We start from the raw sequence: 17,202 nt of genomic DNA, 5'->3' as shown, positions 1-17,202 counted from the left end.
TAGACAATTTGATTTTAAAGTGTTTTCTCTCCCTTGCTAGTTACACAACGGATTATCCAGTCTTCAAATCGTCTCCATTGAACTTCTTTTCCGAATCGGTCATGATTTGATTCCTTCTGAAAACTGACTACTCATTCTTCCAATATAAATAAAATATTATATAGATCATCTTCAGTGCCGTCTGAAAATATCAGGCTGTATTTTTACATTTAACCATGCCGTTGGAGATTGATTCTATTTGTGCGTTTAAAAATACAATGCAAATATTCATTACACTTTTACTGTAAACCATTTGACAAAGTCATCTTTAAAGCTATAATATTTCTCATATATGATTTTTGTTATATATGTTTATTTATAGACAATCCATTCTTAAACAAGGAGCAATAAAATGAAACGAAACTTGGGTACTTTGGATCGCGTAATCCGTATTGTTATCGGCGTAGCGCTGATTGCTGCAGCCGCTACCGGACAAATTGGCTGGTGGGGTTGGCTGGGCATCGTCCCTCTGGGCACAGCACTGATTGGCAACTGCGCACTGTACAGCTTATTGGGCATCAACACCTGTCGCATCAACAAAAAATAACGAAGACAAAACATGAGTACGGTCGGACAACTCCCGCGAATTACGCCTTCCGAAGCCACGGCAAAAATCCGTGAGGACGCGTTGGCAGTCGATATCCGAAGCCAAGCCGAATATCGGGGCGGGCATATTGGCGGTGCATTATCCCTTCCGCCTGAACGGCAGCGAGACAAACTGCCCGATGATACAGCCCTATGCCTGATTTTTTATTGCCTGAGCGGTAAACGTACAACACAGGCAGAAACAATATTGTCAGCGCTTGGCCAAGGTCGAGAATGCTATATTCTAGAAGGCGGCTTACAGGCATGGAAGGCTGCAGGGCTTCCTATTGTTGCTGACCGTGCCGCACCGGACATCATGCGGCAGGTGCAAACCATAGCGGGCAGTTTGATTCTGTTGGGCGTGCTGGCAGGTTGGCTGGTATCGCCTTGGTTTTATCTGATAGACGTGATGGTCGGCGCAGGTCTGTTAACGGCCGGACTAACCGGATTCTGCGGTATGGCACGCCTGCTGGCCAAAATGCCATGGAATCATTAAACAAAGGCCGTCTGAAAGTTGCTGCTGGAGGCCATTATGACTGATAATTCAACCTCCTCATTTGCCGAAAAGCGTGAAAAATGACCATTGCCGACAATCAACCACCCTACGAAGAAGCCTCCGCTTTTCTTAAACTTCTGGCCAATCCCAACCGTCTCGCGGTATTGTGCAAACTACATGAAAGGCCGCACAATGTAACCGAGTTGGCTGAATCATCCGGACTGCCGCAAGCGGCAATGTCCAGCCAATTAGCCCTATTACGTGAAGCCGGTTTGGTATCGTTTGAAGTGAACCATCGGGAACGGCAGTATTACATTGCCGACCCGAGGGTAACCGAGATGATACAGTTGCTGTATTCCTTTTTCTGCGCAAAAAAATCTTGAAATGTTATCGAAATAGGATAGTCAAAAAGTCTATCCATTTATAATTTTAAAGGCCGTCTGAACCTTTTTCAGACGACCTTTATTGTATTTTTAGTCTTGCCATATAATCTCGCGTTTAGAACCATAAGTAATCTTCTTGATATTGTTTTCAAGAGCAATTTCTTTATCTAATGTTCCTGAGTATTCCGAACCTGCTAATTTTTGAAATAAAGTAATATTCAGCTCATCGTTGCGGCTAGTTGTTTTGATATCTGAAATGCCCATTGCACTATTGCCTAATAAGCCTGTCAAATGAACCTGCCTATAATCCTTAGCATCATTGACAGTAATTTTGAAATTCCCAATATCATCCAACTTGATTTCGTCATTGGCAAAAAAGCAGCCGGACAATATCAAGCCGGTAATACCCAGCATAGCTACCTTAATTTTCATCGTCATTTTATCCTTCGATAATGAGATAAACCTTCTACAATAACGATTTGTTTTAACATTTTCTATTCCTTTACTGATTTAGATTAAAAAAGAAAGACTACTCCGGTTTAGGGAATAGTCTTTCTAGAAACACTTATTATTAATTCAAATCGCAAATGTTTCCGTTCTTAAAGTACTTCTCTGCTGCTGGATCAGAGATCACTGCAGGGATATTGTACTTGTAACTGAAAGTATTGCTCTTTATATGCTCTTGAATAGCACTTGGTTCGAATAGACCCATTAACTTACCTTGGTAGGTTTGTGGGTCTTGGATGTAGGATTTATATACAGAGTCATGGTGCGACCAATCGGTAACCGTTTCAGTAAAGGCTAAGCCTTGCACTGCTAAGCGATTACCTAACTCACCGTTTACTAAACGACGTGGGTCTGTGTAAACGATCGAGTGACCAGTATTATCATCGACGATACCACCTACGTTAACCTCTGCCAAGACATTGTAATTCAAGTCCTGATAGCGTTTAAAGCCCGCTGTGGTCATGCTTGCTAGGCGGTTACCTACTTTATCAAAAGTAGGGTACTTCTCAGGACGTTCTACAAAGTCACGACGTATGTTTTGGCCCTGATTGGTAATAACAAACTCGTAAGGATGCTCCTTAGAGTAGTGTCCAGAAATAGCAGGACCAGCAATAGCAAAACCGCTACCAATAGAACCATTACCGCAAGAGTAAATGACCATGAACTCACTTCCGTCGTCATTCTTACCAACATACCTCCAGGTAGGTCCGAATTTCTGTACTGCATCGTAGAAGTTCGGATCCCGAGTGTCAGCCCCATGGAACTCCCAACCATTATTGAACTCTTCATCTGGTTGGAGATTTGCTGGAACTGGATCACCATAACCCAAATCTTCTTCAGACATTTCTGGTGTTTCAGAAGCTGCGGCTTCCTTAACAGTAGCAGTAGACCCAGCAGCAGAAGCCGCTTTTGCAGCTTCTTTAACTTCTTTGCTTTCACAGCCAGTAATGGCAGCGATTACCAATAAAGCGATTAATAATTTTTTCATGATAAGATTCCCTTTATACAAAAGTTATTTTAAGATTAAAAGGTTGAGTGTTAGTTATTCTTCAGATTGGTCTTTAAAGTCAAGAACCATCCGAATCAAATCAAGCTTACGGCGAAGAGATTTAGCTTCAGAAGCATCTTCTAATGTGCCGTCAAAATTGCCATCCATAACAATACAGTATCTCTCAACAAATCTCCATCATTGAAGTCGACAATACGCAATTTAAAATTCTTTAGAATCATAAATAAAGGCTTGAAGAGAATTTTCAGACGACCTGAACGACGGTTTTACCCCTATTTATCCTGTTTATTGACAAGGCTCCAATGAGAAAAGCAGATGTAGGTCGGATTCTAGAATCCGACAGCTTCATACGGGAGATTTTGTCGAATACCAGTATCCGACCTACAAATTTTGGATAATAAAAGGTCGTCTGAAAATCGTTTCAGACGGCCTTTTCTTAACCTTTCTACTTCACCATCACCCTTTCTTTCAAAGTCTTCAATACGTTCTTCACCGTATTAATCCGCACTTCGATATTTTCCATCTCTGCGGTAAATCGCAGCTTATCGGCTCCGGCAAGGCGGTATTTTTTGTCGTTCTGAATCAGCAGGATGATTTCGGTTGGATCGACATTGTTGTTTTTACCAAAGATTATCGTTACCGCTTCGCTGGTCGCATCAATGGCGTCTATGCCCAATTCTTTTGCGGCGAGCCGCAGGTGGTGGCTTTCGATGAGGGTTTTGACGGGTTGTTCGGGCAGGCCGAAGCGGTCGACGAGTTCTTCGTGTATGGCGTTGATTTGCTGTACGGTTTCGCAGACGGCGAGGCGTTTGTAGAGGACGAGCCGTTCGTGGATGTCGGGGCAGTAGCTTTCAGGCAGCAGGGCGGGGCTGTGCAGTTTGATTTCGGTGGTGATGCCCAGCGGTGCGTCGAGGTCGGGCTGGCGGCCTTTTTTGAGGTCGCGCACGGCTTGTTTGAGCATTTCGGTGTAGAGCGTGAAGCCGACCTGCATCATTTCGCCGGACTGTCCTTCGCCGAGGATTTCGCCTGCGCCGCGGATTTCCAAATCCTGCATGGCGAGGGTGAAGCCTGCGCCGAGTTCGTCTGCCGCCGCAATGGCGTCGAGGCGTTTTTCTGCGTCTTTGGTGATGTATTCGGGCGTGAGCAGGTAGGCGTAGGCTTGGTGGTGGCTGCGGCCGACGCGTCCGCGAAGCTGGTGCAGTTGCGCCAGCCCGAATTTGTCGGCGCGGTTGATGATGATAGTGTTGGCGTTGGGGATGTCGATGCCGGTTTCGATGATGGTGGAACAGAGCAATACGTTGAATCTTTGTTGCAAAAAGTCGCGCATGACTTGCTCCAGCTCGCGCTCGCGCAGTTGTCCGTGCGCCACACCGATGCGGGCTTCGGGCAATAGGGCTTCCAGCCGCTCGCGCATATTTTCGATGGTATCCACTTCATTGTGCAGGAAAAATACCTGCCCGCCGCGTTTGAGTTCGCGCAGTACGGCTTCGCGCACGCTGCCTTCGCTGAAGGGTTTGACAAAGGTTTTGACGGCAAGGCGGCGGCTGGGCGCGGTGGTAATCAGCGAGAAGTCGCGCAGGCCTTCGAGCGCCATGCTGAGGGTGCGCGGAATCGGCGTGGCAGTCATGGTAAGGATGTCAACATTGGCGCGCAGGCGTTTGAGCTGCTCTTTCTGGCGCACGCCGAAACGGTGTTCTTCATCAATAATCACTAAACCTAAGTTTTTGAATTTGACGTCGTCCTGCACCAATTTGTGCGTGCCGATAACAATATCGACCGTGCCGTCCGCCATACCTTCCAGTGCGGCTTTGGTGGCTTTGCTGTTGTTGAAACGCGAAAGGCTGGCGACTTTCACAGGGAAATCGGCGAAGCGGTCGGCGAAATTTTGTGCGTGCTGCTCGACCAGAAGCGTGGTCGGGGCGAGTACGGCGACTTGTTTGCCGCCCATTACCGCCACAAACGCGGCGCGCAGGGCGACTTCTGTTTTGCCGAAACCGACATCGCCGCACACGAGGCGGTCCATCGGTTTCGCCTGCGTCAGGTCTTTAATCACCGCGGCGATGGCGGCGGCCTGGTCTTCGGTTTCTTCGTAGCCGAAGCCGTCGGCAAACGCCTGATAGTCCAACTCGTTGATTTCGAACTTGTGTCCCGATTGGGCGGCGCGTTGGGCGTAGAGGTTGAGCAACTCGGCGGCGGTGTCGCGCGCTTTTTCGGCGGCTTTGCGCTTCGACTTGTTCCACGCGCCGCTGCCGAGTTTGTGCAGGGCGACGTTTTCATGCGCTTGGCCGGAGTAGCGGCTGATTAAATGCAGTTGAGAAACAGGCACATAAAGCTGCGCTTCGCCCGCGTATTCGAGCAACATCATTTCGTTGGTTTCGCCGCCCAAATCCATCGTTACCAAGCCCATATAGCGCCCGATGCCGTGTTCTTCGTGTACAACAGGATCACCGATATTGATTTCGGCAAGGTCGCGCAACATGCCGTCTGAAACGGCTGCGTGTTTCTTGCGATGATGTTTGCGCGAGCGGGCGACGTATTGATAAAGATCGGATTCGGTAATAACCGCGATGTTTTGATCTTCTAATTTAAACCCGTATGCTAACGGCGCCACTGTAATCATCAGCGGCTCGTGCGCCGACAAAAAGCCCTGCCAGTCAGACACGCTTTTGGCTTTCAAACCGTTTTGCTGTAAGAAACCGAGCATGGTTTCGCGCCGTCCCAAACTTTCAGCACACAGCAAAATCCGTCCGTCAAAGGCCGTCTGAAAATCCTTCAATGCCTGCAAAGGCTCGTCGGATTGGCGGTTGACGGCAAGGTCGGGCAAGGTGTGTTCTTTGCCGGAAACATCGGGCAGCACTTGTCCGTAGTTTTTCAGACGGCCTACGAATACATCGGCAGAGAGATACAAATACTGTGGAAGCAAAGGCGGATAGGTTTCGTCGCCCTGCGCCATGGCGTAACGCGATTTGACGTCGCTCCAAAAGCGGTTGGCCTCGGCGTGAACGTCGCCCAAAGAGACAAACAGCGCATCTTCGCCGATATAGTCAAACAACGTTTCCAGCTCGTTTTCAAAAAACAGCGGCAGGTAGTATTCCACGCCCGCGCCGAAGTGGCCGTTGCTGACGGCTTTGTACACGGCGGCATCATTCGGATTGCCATCGACTTCTTCGCGGAAGCGGCTGCGGAAAATCTTTTGCGCCTCGCTGTCTGTGGGGAATTCGTGCGCCGGCAGCAGGCGGATTTCGGAAACGGGGGAAATGGTGCGCTGCGTTTCGGTATCAAAGGTTTTGATGCTGTCGATTTCATCGTCGAACAAATCGATGCGGTACGGCATCTCGCTGCCCATCGGGAACAAATCGACAATCCCGCCGCGCACGGCAAACTCGCCCGCCGCGACAACATGGGAAACATGGTTGTAGCCCGCATCCACCAAATCGGTTTTCAGACGGCCTATATCCAAAGTCTGCCCAGTTTTCAGCCAAAACGTGCGCCCCGCCAAAAACGGTACGGGTGGCAGCTTCTGCATCGCCGTGGCAACCGGTACGAACAACACGTCCGCCGCGCCACTCTTAATCTGCCACAACGCCGAGAGCCGTTCCGACACCAAATCCTGATGCGGCGAAAAACGCTCGTAAGGCAGCGTTTCCCAGTCCGGCAGGAACACCGCCGTATCGTGCGGACGGAAAAACAGCCAGGCCGTCTGAAGGCGTAGCGCCTGTTCCGCATCTTGGGTCAAGACAACCTTGAGCTGCTTATGCGGCAGATAACGCGCCAAAGCCAAGGGCAGCGAGCCTTGAGACAGATTGAGCCAACGGGATTTTTCACGGGGTTTGGGAATCGGATAGGTCATGACAAAAAACAGTGTGCAATAAGTCAATACAAGCACCGCAGGCCGTCTGAAAATTTTTCAGACGGCCTTTAGTGAGCAAATTAATTTTCAATTTTACTGGATACAGGTTTAAAAGAATACAAGGCCTTACATTCAAACCGCCACACCGGCCAATTTTCCAATAAATCCGGTTATCGCCAATGCCGCCACGCCCCAAAGGCACACGCGTATAACCGCAGGAACGACAGGCGCGCCGCCCAATTTGGCGGATACATAACCCAGTAATGCCAGTCCACACAAAGTGGAGACGGCCAATGCAGGGACAATAGCACTAGAAGCTGTCAACGCGACCAGTAAAGGCAAAATCGCGCCGGCACAAAATGAAGCGGCAGAAGCCAGCGCGGCCTGCATGGGACGGGCGGCCGAGGTTTCGGTGATGCCGATTTCGTCGCGCGCGTGGGCGGCAAGTGCATCGTGTTCCATCAAGGCTTGCGCGACTTCGGCGGCAAGCGCGCCGGACAAACCGCGGCGGCGGTAAATTTCAGTCAGTTCTTCCAACTCTGCGTCAGGATTGTTTGCCAATTCGTGGCGTTCTTTGTGCAAATCGGCTTTTTCCGTGTCCGACTGGCTGGATACGGAAACGTACTCCCCCGCCGCCATCGACACCGCGCCCCCAATCAGTGCCGAAACACCGGTCAACAGCAGGGTTTGGAAATCAGGCGTGGCTGCGGCTACGCCTGTCAATAGCGAGGCAGTGGAAATCAGCCCGTCATTGGCCCCCAATACGCTTGCCCGAAGCCAATTGTTGCGGTTGCTGAAATGGCGTTCGCTGTGGTGTGAATACATATATGCTCCAATCAATTGGCGGTGTCCAGATGATGATAACATTGTATTGTTTTTTGAAATCCATGTCAGTTTATCCCTTCAAATCAAGCATTCTTAAATCTTTCTGCTACCATTTCAAACCATAGAAACTGACACGCATCTAAAGATTCCTTCAGACGGCCTTTACGCTTTTGCAATCAAATTTATTGTTCCAAGTCATGGCATTATCACAAGACCGTTTTGCACTACTTGGTTTATCGCTCTAAAGATGCTATCTTTATGAATCTTTCCACTCCCTAATCCATTGAAAGGATATATCATGGCTGAAGAAAACAAAATCAAAGTAAACGATTTGCCTGAAGATAAAAAAGAGCAAACCGAAGAAACCGAGCTGCCCGTTGTCAACAACGAAGAAAAACGCGGCGGTCATGGCGAAGGCGGTTGCTGCGGCGCATGCGGCGGCTAATCTTCCCGATATAGTCCCAAGGCCGTCTGAAAAGTCTTACTTTTCAGACGGCCTTTTCTTTTCTAAACAATAACAGGTAAATGAATGAAAGGACGAAGTAAGGGAATTTAAACCTTGCCGTGTTTGTGCTACATTCATATCTTTACAAACCACAACAATCTGCACACGCAGACACACAAGGAAGAAAAAAATGTTTTGGTATATCGTTGGTTTTTTCGCCTTCATCGTTTCCCTGCTTTCCCTTTGGGTCAATGCCAGCGCATTCGGCATGGAAGAGGATGGCACGCCGCAATCCGAATATGAAAAAATGTTGGGCTTGGGTGCGAAATTGAAAGATAAAGAGACAGCCGCGAAAGAGCGCGAAGCGGCACGTTTTCACCCTGACGATTAAGCCTTACCGACTGGACAATCTTGCCGAACTGGGCTAATGTTCCAAACGCATAACGCACACCAACACAACTATACGAGAAGGTAAGAGAAATGACTGTACGAATCGAACACGATTTATTGGGCGACCGTGAGATCCCTGCTGAAGTATATTGGGGCATCCATACTTTGCGCGCCATTGAAAACTTTAAAATTTCCACGCAAAAAATTTCCGACGTACCGCAATTTGTCCGCAGCATGGTGATGGTTAAAAAAGCCACCGCGCAAGCCAACGGCGCATTGGGTGCCATCAAGCCGGAAATCGCGGCCGCCATTGAAAAAGCCTGCGACGAAGTATTGGTCAAAGGCCGCTGCCTCGACCAATTCCCGTCCGACGTTTATCAAGGCGGCGCCGGTACTTCGGTCAACATGAACACCAACGAAGTCATTGCCAACCTTGCGCTGGAAGTGTTGGGATACGAAAAAGGCCGCTACGACATCGTCAATCCGATGGACCATGTCAATGCCAGCCAATCCACCAACGACGCCTATCCTACCGGCTTCCGCCTTGCCGTGTATTACAGCATCGGCGAATTGCTCGAAAAACTGGCTATCCTGAAAAACGCCTTTGCCGCCAAAGCCGAAGAGTTTAAAGACGTTTTGAAAATGGGCCGCACCCAGCTTCAAGATGCCGTGCCGATGACTGCAGGCCAAGAATTCCAATCTTTCCAAGTGTTGTTGGAAGAAGAAATCCTCAATCTCGACCGCACCCGCTCCCTGCTGCTTGAAGTCAACCTCGGCGCCACCGCCATCGGTACGGGCGTGAATACACCCAAAGGCTATGCGGCTTTGGTCGTTGAGAAACTCTCCGAAGTCAGCGGCCTGCCTTGCAAACTGACTGAAAACCTGATCGAAGCGACCTCCGACTGCGGCGCATATGTAATGGTACACGGCGCATTGAAACGCACAGCTGTCAAACTATCCAAAATCTGTAACGACTTGCGCCTGCTCTCTTCTGGTCCACGCGCCGGTTTGAAAGAAATCAACCTGCCTGAATTGCAGGCCGGTTCGTCCATCATGCCGGCCAAAGTTAATCCCGTGATTCCTGAAGTCGTCAACCAAGTGTGCTTCAAAGTCATCGGCAACGACACCACCATCACTTTCGCAGCCGAAGCAGGTCAGTTACAGCTGAACGTTATGGAGCCGGTCATCGCCCAATGTATGTTTGAAACCATTTCCCTCTTGGGCAATGCCGCGGTCAACCTGTCCGAAAAATGCGTCAAAGGCATTACGGTCAACCGCGAAATCTGCGAACGCTATGTTTTTAACTCCATCGGTTTGGTTACTTACCTGAACCCATACATCGGCCACCACAACGGCGATTTGGTCGGCAAAATCTGCGCCCAAACCGGCAAAGGCGTGCGCGAAGTCGTACTGGAGCGCGGCCTGTTGAGCGAAGAAGAGCTCAACCGCATCCTCTCCCCAGAAAACCTGATGAATCCGCACCTGTAACCAGGGTTTAAAATCAAAGGCCGTCTGAAACTTTACTTTTAAAATTTCAGACGGCCTTTTCATATTCATATTGATACTTAATCGATTTTTTCTGCGAAATTCAAAATTAAAAGATAGCCTAGCCGCAGGGTTTGATTTAACATGGTGCTGCCCTATCCTGTTTCCTTCTCCAATTCACGCAAACCGGATATTGGCAAAACGGTCAAAATAACATCTTCATTTATTAGGAAAAACCAATGAGTAAAATTACACGCGAACAAATGCTGCAAGTATTCGAAAATCGCTGCTCCACCCGTTATTACGATCCCGACAAAAAAATCAGCCAAGAAGATTTTGCAGCGATTTTAGAATTTGCCCGCCTCTCACCCAGCTCTGTCGGATCCGAGCCATGGAAATTTTTGGTTATCCAAAACAAAGCATTGAGAGAAAAGCTCAAACCTTTCAGCTGGGGTATGCAATCGCAACTGGACGACTGCAGCCATCTGGTGATTATCCTTGCCAAGAAAAATGCCCGTTACGATACCCCGTTCTTCCGCAGCGTTGCCGAACGCAGGGGCCTGCAAGGCGAGCAGCTGGAAAAAGCGTTGGCAAGATACAAAAGCTTCCAAGAAACCGATATTAAAATTGCCGACGACCAACGCGCACTCTTTGACTGGAGCGGCAAGCAGACCTATATTGCTTTAGCCAATATGCTCACAGGTGCAGCCGCCATCGGCATCGATTCCTGCCCAATCGAAGGCTTCAACTACGACAAAATGAACGAAGTATTGGCGGCAGAAGGCCTGTTTGATGCCAATGAATGGGGCGTATCCGTAGCAGCAACATTCGGCTATCGAGCCAAAGAAATCACCAAAAAATCACGCAAACCGATTGAAGAAATGGTGACTTGGGTCGAATGAATCTTTTAGATTCATAGGGCGGCGAATGCCGCCCTTTTACTTTTCTAAAAAAGTAAAGCAAATTCCGTAACAACAAATACTTCTAAATTTAAAATCAAAAAGGCCGTCTGAAACCATGTGTCAGAAATCTTAGATTTCATTTCACACCGTTTCAGACGGCCTGATTTAATACGCTTCTACTTAAAACGATACTTTCAAACTGCCGTAGAAGGCACGGCCATGCTCGTTGTAAGTTTGTGCGCCGGCAGTCGTGCGGTACAGTTTTTTGTCAAACAGATTGCTGATACCGCCACGAACGGCCACGCGTTTGTTCCAGTTATAGCCTGCGTTGATGCCCCAAATGCCGTAAGAGCCGACTTGGGTTTGGCTGTGTTCGGAAGACAACGCTGCCACGCCTGCACGAGGATTACCATCTCGTTCCAGTCTATTAATCGCCACGCCACGCGGTTTAGTGCGGCCGTAGTGGGTAAAGGTCAGATTGGCATCGAAGCGTTCGTTCGGCATCCAAGACAATGTGCTGTTGATGGTGTGCTTCGGCACCAAAGACAATGGATTGCCTTGATAATCTTCGGATTTGTGCATGTAAGTGAAATTGTTGCTCCACTTGAGTGTGTCATGCAACGGAATCACCAAGTTGCCTTCGATACCCGAAATAGTCGCTTTCGGCGTATTTTCCCATTGCAGGAGCCAGTTGCCGATATTGCTGGTGGCAATACGCTGGTCGCCGATCACGATTTTATTGCGGTACGCGTTGTGGAAATAAGTCGCCGAAGCCTGCCAGCCGTTTTTGTTGAACTCAAGACCAATCTCTTTATTGATGCTGCTTTCAGGTTTCAAATTGCCATTGCCCATATAGTAGCAACGCACACTGTTCGGCGCATTGAGCGGACAGCCTTGACCGCGTGTGTACAGGATAAAGTCAGGATTGGTTTGATACAGGTTTGGCGCTTTGTACGCACGGGCAATACCGCCTTTGACCAACCAGTTTTCGCCGATTTGATGCGAGAAGTTCAAAGCCGGACTCCAGTTGCTGCCGCTGTCGCTATTGTGGTCGAAACGGATGGCCGGAATCAGGTGGGTTTTATCGGTCAATGAAATATTGTCTTCAACGTAAGCTGCCCAGTTTCGTTGCGAAGCCTTGCCACCGCGCGTTGCGGAGATACCGATAAACGCATCGGTTTTACCTTGGTCTTTAAATCCCTGAGTATTGGAAGCAGGATCGTCCAATTTACTGTCAGTAAATTCCGCACCGACCGTCAATACATTATCGACTCCAAGTTTGAACGGAATATTTGCTTCGCTACTGAAGCGCAGGTTTTTCAGACGGCTTTGTACAAAATCCAAGCCTGTATAGCTGCCTTCCGGACCACCGGCCAAACCTTCAGGTAAGTGGCTGTTGACTGTGCGCTCATAACTGATCACGTTTTTGGTATCGCCCCATTCCCATGCGCCATCATGCGTTAAAGAATAAGCGGAACGATATAAACGAGCAGTTTCGGCTTTACTGTCAGCCAGAGAATTAACTAAAGCAGAACGCGGATTGCTGTTTTGCGTATCGCCGTTGTAGATATTGCCCTGACGGCTGTAGCTGCTGTCTAAAATCAATGTTTGCGCAGGGCTGATTTTCCATTGCAGACGGCCTGCAATGTCTTTATTGCGTATGCCTTCGACACCGGCCGCGCTGTCGTTGCCGTGTCCTTCATTAATATCGGCCGCATCTGCATCTGTTTTATTCAGGTTGCCGTAAATGCGGAAGCCCAAAGTATCTTGAATAATCGGACCGCTCAAATTGAAGCCGATACGGCGGGTTGCGCCTTCTTTGCTGTCTTGCGGTTGATTGGCGTAAAGATTGACCTGGCCTTTAAATTCCTTAGACACTTTTTTGGTAACGATATTGACCACGCCACCCATCGCGCCGGAGCCGTAACGTGTTGCCGCCGGACCGCGCAAAACGGTGATGGATTCAATTTCTTCAACCGGTACCCAGTTGCTGTCGCCGCGCGTATTGCGTTCACCGCGCATACTGATACGCTCGGACTGGCGCGAATTTACAGGCTTGCCGTCAATCAGAATCAATGTGTTTTCAGGGCCCATACCGCGCAAGTCGATTTGGCGTTTGTTGCCGCGCTGACCCGTCGCTGTATTGCCGGTCAGGTTGACGCCCGGCATGGTGCGGACAAATTCGGAAATATCGTTGACGGCCGGACGCTTGTCGATGTCGTCTTTTGAAATACGCGATACGCCCAGCGACTGTTGCAGTTGCTTCTCGGCAGTAACGTAAACGGTATCGACTTCAGCCTGTTCGGCAGCTTTCTCTTCAGCAGCGTGAGAGAATGCGCTGATTAATGCCAAAGGCAAAATGGCGAGTGTGAATGTTTTCATTGCATCGTTTCTCTTTAACTTTGTTTGTTAAAATCAAAATAAAAATTATTCAGGATTCTAAATAAACTTAACAGAGTTTTCAATGCAATTAAGAGTGATTTACAATTATTCGTTAAATTAAGCCAATAAAAATAACCAAATGCCTAATAATTAAAAAGGCCGTCTGAAACGGCATGAAAGGGAATCTGAGATTTCCATCATACCGTTCAGACGGCCTTATTCAAATTTTAATTATTTGCCTGCTGCTTTTTGCAAAAGGGCATACAATTCGTCTTTGAGTTTGAGTTTGGCTTTTTTCAGCTCCTCGATTTCTTCGGCGCCGCTGGTTACCACGTTATTCACCAAACCGGTAATTTTATCGTCCAGCTCGTTGTGCTCCTCAAACAAACGGGCAAAGTGTGCATCCTCTTGTTTCAGTTTAGAAATCAGATCGCGATATTCTGGAAACATTTTGTTTTCCTCTCTTGTTAATTAAATAAAAAAGTACTGCTGTCAAAAACTAGGACGAATTAATCTTTAGCTTCATTATAACAAACACGGGCGTTTTATCCAGTCTTTTTTAAGCCGAAACTGTTTTATGTCAAAATTAATAATATCACCATTAGCCATCGTCCCAATGGAAAGAAACAGGTTTCTAGACGGTTTGCCGACTTGGGCATACAATCGGGCTTATGCGTTTACACAATGGCCGAACCACCCTATTCCGTCATATCAACGGCATGGACGGACAATTTATCCTGCTTGAAAACCATCCTTCATGGATGCCGGTCAATGATGCCGATTTCAACCATGCCGCGCCCCTGCCCGACGGTTTGGCCGTACACGAAGAATCGTTTTATCCATTTGAAAAAATAAATGCCGCCGAATCGGCAGACAATATCAAAATCTTCAGCGAAGAAGCCCTACGGCTGGAGAAAGAACGATTAAATGCGGTAGCCTTGGTAGAACTGGCAAAAAATCTCAAAGCCGCCCAAGCCGAAGCCGATTTAGCCGCGCTTCTGGAAAAAATGGATTTTCATTTAAAACAAGATGATATTTTCAAATAAACCCTTCAATCTCAGGCCGTCTGAAACCAAACACCCGACACAATTGTTGACAATGCAAGAAAAATAGTTCATCTTGAACCAATCCGCAGCACTCCATCCTATATTTTCAGCCCATCACAAAGGAATCGAGAACATGTTTTCAAAAAGCGTTACCCTCGCACAATATGACCCCGATTTGGCAGCAGCCATCGCCCAAGAAGACAAGCGCCAGCAAGACCACGTCGAGCTGATCGCCTCTGAAAACTACGTCAGCTGTGCCGTTATGGAAGCCCAAGGTTCGCAATTGACCAACAAATACGCTGAAGGCTATCCTGGCAAACGCTACTATGGTGGCTGTGAACACGTTGATATTGTTGAACAATTAGCGATTGACCGCGTAAAAGAACTGTTTGACGCCGCCTATGCCAACGTTCAACCGCACTCCGGCTCCCAAGCCAACCAAGCCGTATATGCTTCAGTTTTGAAACCGGGCGACACCATTTTGGGCATGTCTCTGGCACACGGCGGCCACTTGACCCACGGCGCAAGCGTTAACATCTCCGGCAAACTCTACAACGCCATTACTTATGGTTTGGATGAAAACGAAGTTCTCGATTATGCCGAAGTAGAACGTTTGGCTCTTGAACACAAACCTAAAATGATTGTGGCTGGTGCATCTGCCTACGCGTTGCAAATAGACTGGGCAAAATTCCGTGAAATCGCCGATAAAGTCGGCGCGTACCTCTTTGTCGACATGGCGCACTATGCCGGCCTGATTGCCGGCGGCGAATATCCTAACCCCGTGCCATTCTGCGACTTCGTCACCACCACCACCCACAAAACCCTGCGCGGCCCTCGCGGCGGTGTGATTTTGTGCCGTGACAATACCCACGAAAAAGCGCTGAACTCTGCCATCTTCCCAAGCCTGCAAGGCGGTCCGTTGATGCACGTTATCGCCGCCAAAGCCGTAGCGTTTAAAGAAGCGTTGCAACCTGAGTTCAAAGAATACGCAAAACAAGTGAAAATCAATGCTGTCGCCATGGCGGAAGAGTTGGTTAAACGCGGTTTGCGCATCGTATCCGGCCGTACAGAAAGCCACGTTTTCCTCGTTGACCTGCAACCGATGAAAATCACCGGCAAAGCCGCCGAAGCCGCTTTGGGCAAGGCTCACATTACCGTCAACAAAAACGCCATCCCGAATGATCCGGAAAAACCATTCGTTACCTCTGGCATCCGCATCGGCTCCGCCGCCATGACCACACGCGGCTTTAACGAAGCCGACGCGCGCGTATTGGCAAACTTGGTTGCCGACGTATTGGCCAATCCTGAAGACGAAGCCAACCTCGCCAAAGTCCGCGAACAAGTGACTGCTTTGTGCAATAAATATCCGGTTTACGGCGCATAAGCATTTCCGACTTGGATAAAATAACAGGCCGTCTGAAACTTCAGACGGCCTTCTTTTATTTCAACTTTTCTTTTAAATTTCAAAACTGTTTGTTTCGCTGACTTTGCGTATCATGCCTGCCGCGACAGTATGATTGGTGGCTTCGTCAATCAAAATAAACGCGCCTTGGGCATGATTGTCTTCGTATGCGGCAGCAGCGAGCGGTTGCTGGGTTTTGAGGCTGACGCTGCCGATGTCGTTGAGCTTGAGCGTTTCGGCAGATTCGACCCGGCTGAGGGTATTGACGTCCCAAACGTAGGCAATTTCGCTGATTTTTACGGGCGTAGTTTGGGTAGTGTGCTTCAGCAAATATTTGCGGCGCAGATTGAGCGGAATATCGTCAAACCAGCAAAGCGCGGCTTGAAATTGTTGTTCGGGAACAATGGCGCTGTCGGCTGAAACAATGCTGTTGCCGCGTGAAATATCGATATCGGTATCCAAAACGACAGTCAACACTTCCCCTGCCTCGGCAGATTCGGTTTTACCGTTGGCATTATAGATTTCGGCAACTTTGGCAACATGGCCGCTGGGCAAAACTTTGACTTCATCGCCCACTTTCAGACGGCCTGCTTCCAATCTGCCTTGATAACCGCGGAAGTCGTCGCTGCTGCTGCCGTCTTGGCGCGCCACGCGTTGTACGGGAAAGTGCACGGCTTGGTCAGCGGCATTTTGACGGTTGACAGGCAGGCTTTCAAGCAAAGGCAAAAGCGGTAAACCTTGATACCACGGGGTTTGGCTGCTGGCATTGACGATATTGTCGCCTTTTAATGCGCTGATGGGCAGGAAGTGGATGTGTGCTTTGAGGCCGATTTGTTCCGCCAGTTTGCGGTAGGCCTCGATAATGGCTTGATATTTGGCTTCGTCAAAGTCGAGCAGGTCGAGTTTGTTGACGGCGACAATGATGTTGGGGCAGCCCAAAAGTTTCAGAATCGCGCTGTGGCGTTTGGTTTGGGGCAGTAGGACTGGCTCGCTGCCTGAAAAATCAACGCGTGTGGCATCAACCAAAATAATGGCGGCATCGGCAGTCGATGCGCCGGTAACCATATTGCGCGTGTATTGCTCATGTCCCGGCGTATCGGCAATGATGAATTTGCGTTTGGGCGTGGCGAAATAACGGTAGGCCACGTCAATGGTAATGCCTTGTTCGCGCTCGGCGGCAAGGCCGTCTGTCAGGCTGGCGAAGTCGGGCGTTTCGCCGTTTTCAGCAGCGCGGTTGAGCTTGTCAAGCTGGTCGGTCAGTAAGGTTTTGCTGTCGTAGAGCAGGCGGCCGATGAGGGTGGATTTGCCGTCATCGACACTGCCGGCGGTAATGAAGCGCAAAAGCGGAGCGGAAGCTGCGGTCATGATTCTTTCCCATTTCTCGTGATTTCTCAAACTGACTGCTACTTTAAACAGGCCGTCTGAAAATGGGAAAGAATGTTTGGTTGTTAAAAAA

Annotated in this window: 16 protein-coding genes; 9 read left to right on the top strand and 7 right to left on the bottom strand. The window is 48.8% G+C overall.

Translation table 11 applies throughout. The features are described 5' to 3' along the window. Positions 1-391 precede the first annotated feature (391 nt). The 3 genes from FOC66_RS02490 to FOC66_RS02480 all read left to right on the top strand — a co-directional run bounded on the left by FOC66_RS02490 (position 392) and on the right by FOC66_RS02480 (position 1,503). The gene (locus tag FOC66_RS02490) at positions 392-586 is read left to right on the top strand and encodes a YgaP family membrane protein (protein ID WP_003746314.1); all 195 of its coding nucleotides are present in this window, start codon (positions 392-394) and stop codon (positions 584-586) included. Positions 587-598: 12 nt separating this feature from the next. Then, positions 599-1,120: a rhodanese-like domain-containing protein gene (locus FOC66_RS02485; protein WP_003746312.1), complete on the top strand. Its 522-nt coding sequence runs from the start codon at positions 599-601 to the stop codon at positions 1,118-1,120. A gap of 80 nt (positions 1,121-1,200) precedes the next feature. Further along, positions 1,201-1,503: an ArsR/SmtB family transcription factor gene (locus FOC66_RS02480; protein ID WP_003746310.1), complete on the top strand. Its 303-nt coding sequence runs from the start codon at positions 1,201-1,203 to the stop codon at positions 1,501-1,503. A 90-nt stretch (positions 1,504-1,593) separates the two neighbouring features. Here the strand turns inward: FOC66_RS02480 and FOC66_RS02475 are convergent, their stop codons facing one another. The 4 genes from FOC66_RS02475 to FOC66_RS02460 form a co-directional block, all read right to left on the bottom strand. After that, complete coding sequence (locus FOC66_RS02475; protein ID WP_036493809.1) at positions 1,594-1,935, bottom strand: hypothetical protein; 342 nt, start codon at positions 1,933-1,935, stop codon at positions 1,594-1,596. Positions 1,936-2,074: 139 nt separating this feature from the next. After that, complete coding sequence (locus tag FOC66_RS02470; protein WP_003746305.1) at positions 2,075-2,998, bottom strand: hypothetical protein; 924 nt, start codon at positions 2,996-2,998, stop codon at positions 2,075-2,077. A gap of 466 nt (positions 2,999-3,464) precedes the next feature. Further along, positions 3,465-6,869: a transcription-repair coupling factor gene (gene mfd / locus FOC66_RS02465; RefSeq protein WP_003746303.1), complete on the bottom strand. Its 3,405-nt coding sequence runs from the start codon at positions 6,867-6,869 to the stop codon at positions 3,465-3,467. Positions 6,870-7,001: 132 nt separating this feature from the next. Continuing rightward, complete coding sequence (locus FOC66_RS02460; protein WP_003746301.1) at positions 7,002-7,694, bottom strand: VIT1/CCC1 transporter family protein; 693 nt, start codon at positions 7,692-7,694, stop codon at positions 7,002-7,004. Positions 7,695-7,992: 298 nt separating this feature from the next. On the opposite strand from FOC66_RS02460, the gene FOC66_RS02455 reads away from it, so the two are divergent. The 4 genes from FOC66_RS02455 to FOC66_RS02440 all read left to right on the top strand — a co-directional run bounded on the left by FOC66_RS02455 (position 7,993) and on the right by FOC66_RS02440 (position 10,916). After that, positions 7,993-8,139 (top strand): hypothetical protein, encoded by a 147-nt coding sequence (locus FOC66_RS02455; RefSeq protein ID WP_049322342.1) that lies wholly within the window; start codon positions 7,993-7,995, stop codon positions 8,137-8,139. A 190-nt stretch (positions 8,140-8,329) separates the two neighbouring features. Further along, positions 8,330-8,530, top strand: a complete 201-nt coding sequence (locus FOC66_RS02450) for a hypothetical protein (RefSeq protein ID WP_003746297.1) — start codon at positions 8,330-8,332, stop codon at positions 8,528-8,530. Between the two features lie 89 nt (positions 8,531-8,619). Then, positions 8,620-10,017, top strand: coding sequence for an aspartate ammonia-lyase (gene aspA / locus FOC66_RS02445; RefSeq protein WP_003746294.1), 1,398 nt, complete (start codon positions 8,620-8,622; stop codon positions 10,015-10,017). Positions 10,018-10,253: 236 nt separating this feature from the next. Beyond that, entirely contained in the window at positions 10,254-10,916 is a 663-nt protein-coding gene (locus FOC66_RS02440; protein WP_003746292.1) for an NAD(P)H-dependent oxidoreductase, read from the top strand. Between the two features lie 180 nt (positions 10,917-11,096). Here FOC66_RS02440 and FOC66_RS02435 read toward each other — a convergent pair whose 3' ends face one another. Both FOC66_RS02435 and FOC66_RS02430 read right to left on the bottom strand, forming a co-directional pair. Next, complete coding sequence (locus FOC66_RS02435) at positions 11,097-13,298, bottom strand: FepA family TonB-dependent siderophore receptor (protein ID WP_003746289.1); 2,202 nt, start codon at positions 13,296-13,298, stop codon at positions 11,097-11,099. Between the two features lie 231 nt (positions 13,299-13,529). After that, positions 13,530-13,748 carry a YdcH family protein gene (locus tag FOC66_RS02430; protein WP_003746288.1) on the bottom strand — a complete coding sequence of 73 codons (219 nt, stop codon included), beginning with the start codon at positions 13,746-13,748 and terminating at the stop codon, positions 13,530-13,532. A gap of 221 nt (positions 13,749-13,969) precedes the next feature. Here FOC66_RS02430 and FOC66_RS02425 point away from each other — a divergent pair, with 221 nt between their 5' ends. Together FOC66_RS02425 and glyA are read left to right on the top strand one after the other, a co-directional pair. After that, positions 13,970-14,344 (top strand): hypothetical protein, encoded by a 375-nt coding sequence (locus FOC66_RS02425; RefSeq protein WP_003746286.1) that lies wholly within the window; start codon positions 13,970-13,972, stop codon positions 14,342-14,344. A gap of 133 nt (positions 14,345-14,477) precedes the next feature. Beyond that, a complete protein-coding gene (gene glyA / locus FOC66_RS02420; RefSeq protein ID WP_003746283.1) occupies positions 14,478-15,728 on the top strand; it encodes a serine hydroxymethyltransferase in 1,251 nt (416 codons plus the stop codon). 72 nt (positions 15,729-15,800) lie between these two features. On the opposite strand, the gene FOC66_RS02415 is transcribed toward glyA, so the two are convergent. Continuing rightward, positions 15,801-17,111 carry a sulfate adenylyltransferase subunit 1 gene (locus FOC66_RS02415; protein ID WP_003746282.1) on the bottom strand — a complete coding sequence of 437 codons (1,311 nt, stop codon included), beginning with the start codon at positions 17,109-17,111 and terminating at the stop codon, positions 15,801-15,803. Positions 17,112-17,202 lie beyond the last annotated feature (91 nt).

The sequence above is a fragment of the Neisseria mucosa genome (genome assembly GCF_013267835.1).
Classification (GTDB): Bacteria; Pseudomonadota; Gammaproteobacteria; order Burkholderiales; family Neisseriaceae; genus Neisseria.
Note: the sequence above shows the minus strand (reverse complement) of the source record. Positions and strands in the feature narration are given on the sequence as shown.

Excerpts from the sequence above, each read along its gene's own strand:
- FOC66_RS02430 (WP_003746288.1), bottom strand. The coding sequence starts at position 13,748 with ATGTTTCCAGAATATCGCGATCTGATTTCTAAACTGAAACAAGAGGAT.
- mfd (WP_003746303.1), bottom strand. The coding sequence starts at position 6,869 with ATGACCTATCCGATTCCCAAACCCCGTGAAAAATCCCGTTGGCTCAAT.
- FOC66_RS02475 (WP_036493809.1), bottom strand. The coding sequence starts at position 1,935 with ATGAAAATTAAGGTAGCTATGCTGGGTATTACCGGCTTGATATTGTCC.
- FOC66_RS02435 (WP_003746289.1), bottom strand. The coding sequence starts at position 13,298 with ATGAAAACATTCACACTCGCCATTTTGCCTTTGGCATTAATCAGCGCA.
- FOC66_RS02470 (WP_003746305.1), bottom strand. The coding sequence starts at position 2,998 with ATGAAAAAATTATTAATCGCTTTATTGGTAATCGCTGCCATTACTGGC.
- FOC66_RS02450 (WP_003746297.1), top strand. The coding sequence starts at position 8,330 with ATGTTTTGGTATATCGTTGGTTTTTTCGCCTTCATCGTTTCCCTGCTT.
- FOC66_RS02440 (WP_003746292.1), top strand. The coding sequence starts at position 10,254 with ATGAGTAAAATTACACGCGAACAAATGCTGCAAGTATTCGAAAATCGC.
- aspA (WP_003746294.1), top strand. The coding sequence starts at position 8,620 with ATGACTGTACGAATCGAACACGATTTATTGGGCGACCGTGAGATCCCT.
- FOC66_RS02480 (WP_003746310.1), top strand. The coding sequence starts at position 1,201 with ATGACCATTGCCGACAATCAACCACCCTACGAAGAAGCCTCCGCTTTT.
- FOC66_RS02425 (WP_003746286.1), top strand. The coding sequence starts at position 13,970 with ATGCGTTTACACAATGGCCGAACCACCCTATTCCGTCATATCAACGGC.
- FOC66_RS02490 (WP_003746314.1), top strand. The coding sequence starts at position 392 with ATGAAACGAAACTTGGGTACTTTGGATCGCGTAATCCGTATTGTTATC.
- FOC66_RS02485 (WP_003746312.1), top strand. The coding sequence starts at position 599 with ATGAGTACGGTCGGACAACTCCCGCGAATTACGCCTTCCGAAGCCACG.
- glyA (WP_003746283.1), top strand. The coding sequence starts at position 14,478 with ATGTTTTCAAAAAGCGTTACCCTCGCACAATATGACCCCGATTTGGCA.
- FOC66_RS02460 (WP_003746301.1), bottom strand. The coding sequence starts at position 7,694 with ATGTATTCACACCACAGCGAACGCCATTTCAGCAACCGCAACAATTGG.
- FOC66_RS02415 (WP_003746282.1), bottom strand. The coding sequence starts at position 17,111 with ATGACCGCAGCTTCCGCTCCGCTTTTGCGCTTCATTACCGCCGGCAGT.
- FOC66_RS02455 (WP_049322342.1), top strand. The coding sequence starts at position 7,993 with ATGGCTGAAGAAAACAAAATCAAAGTAAACGATTTGCCTGAAGATAAA.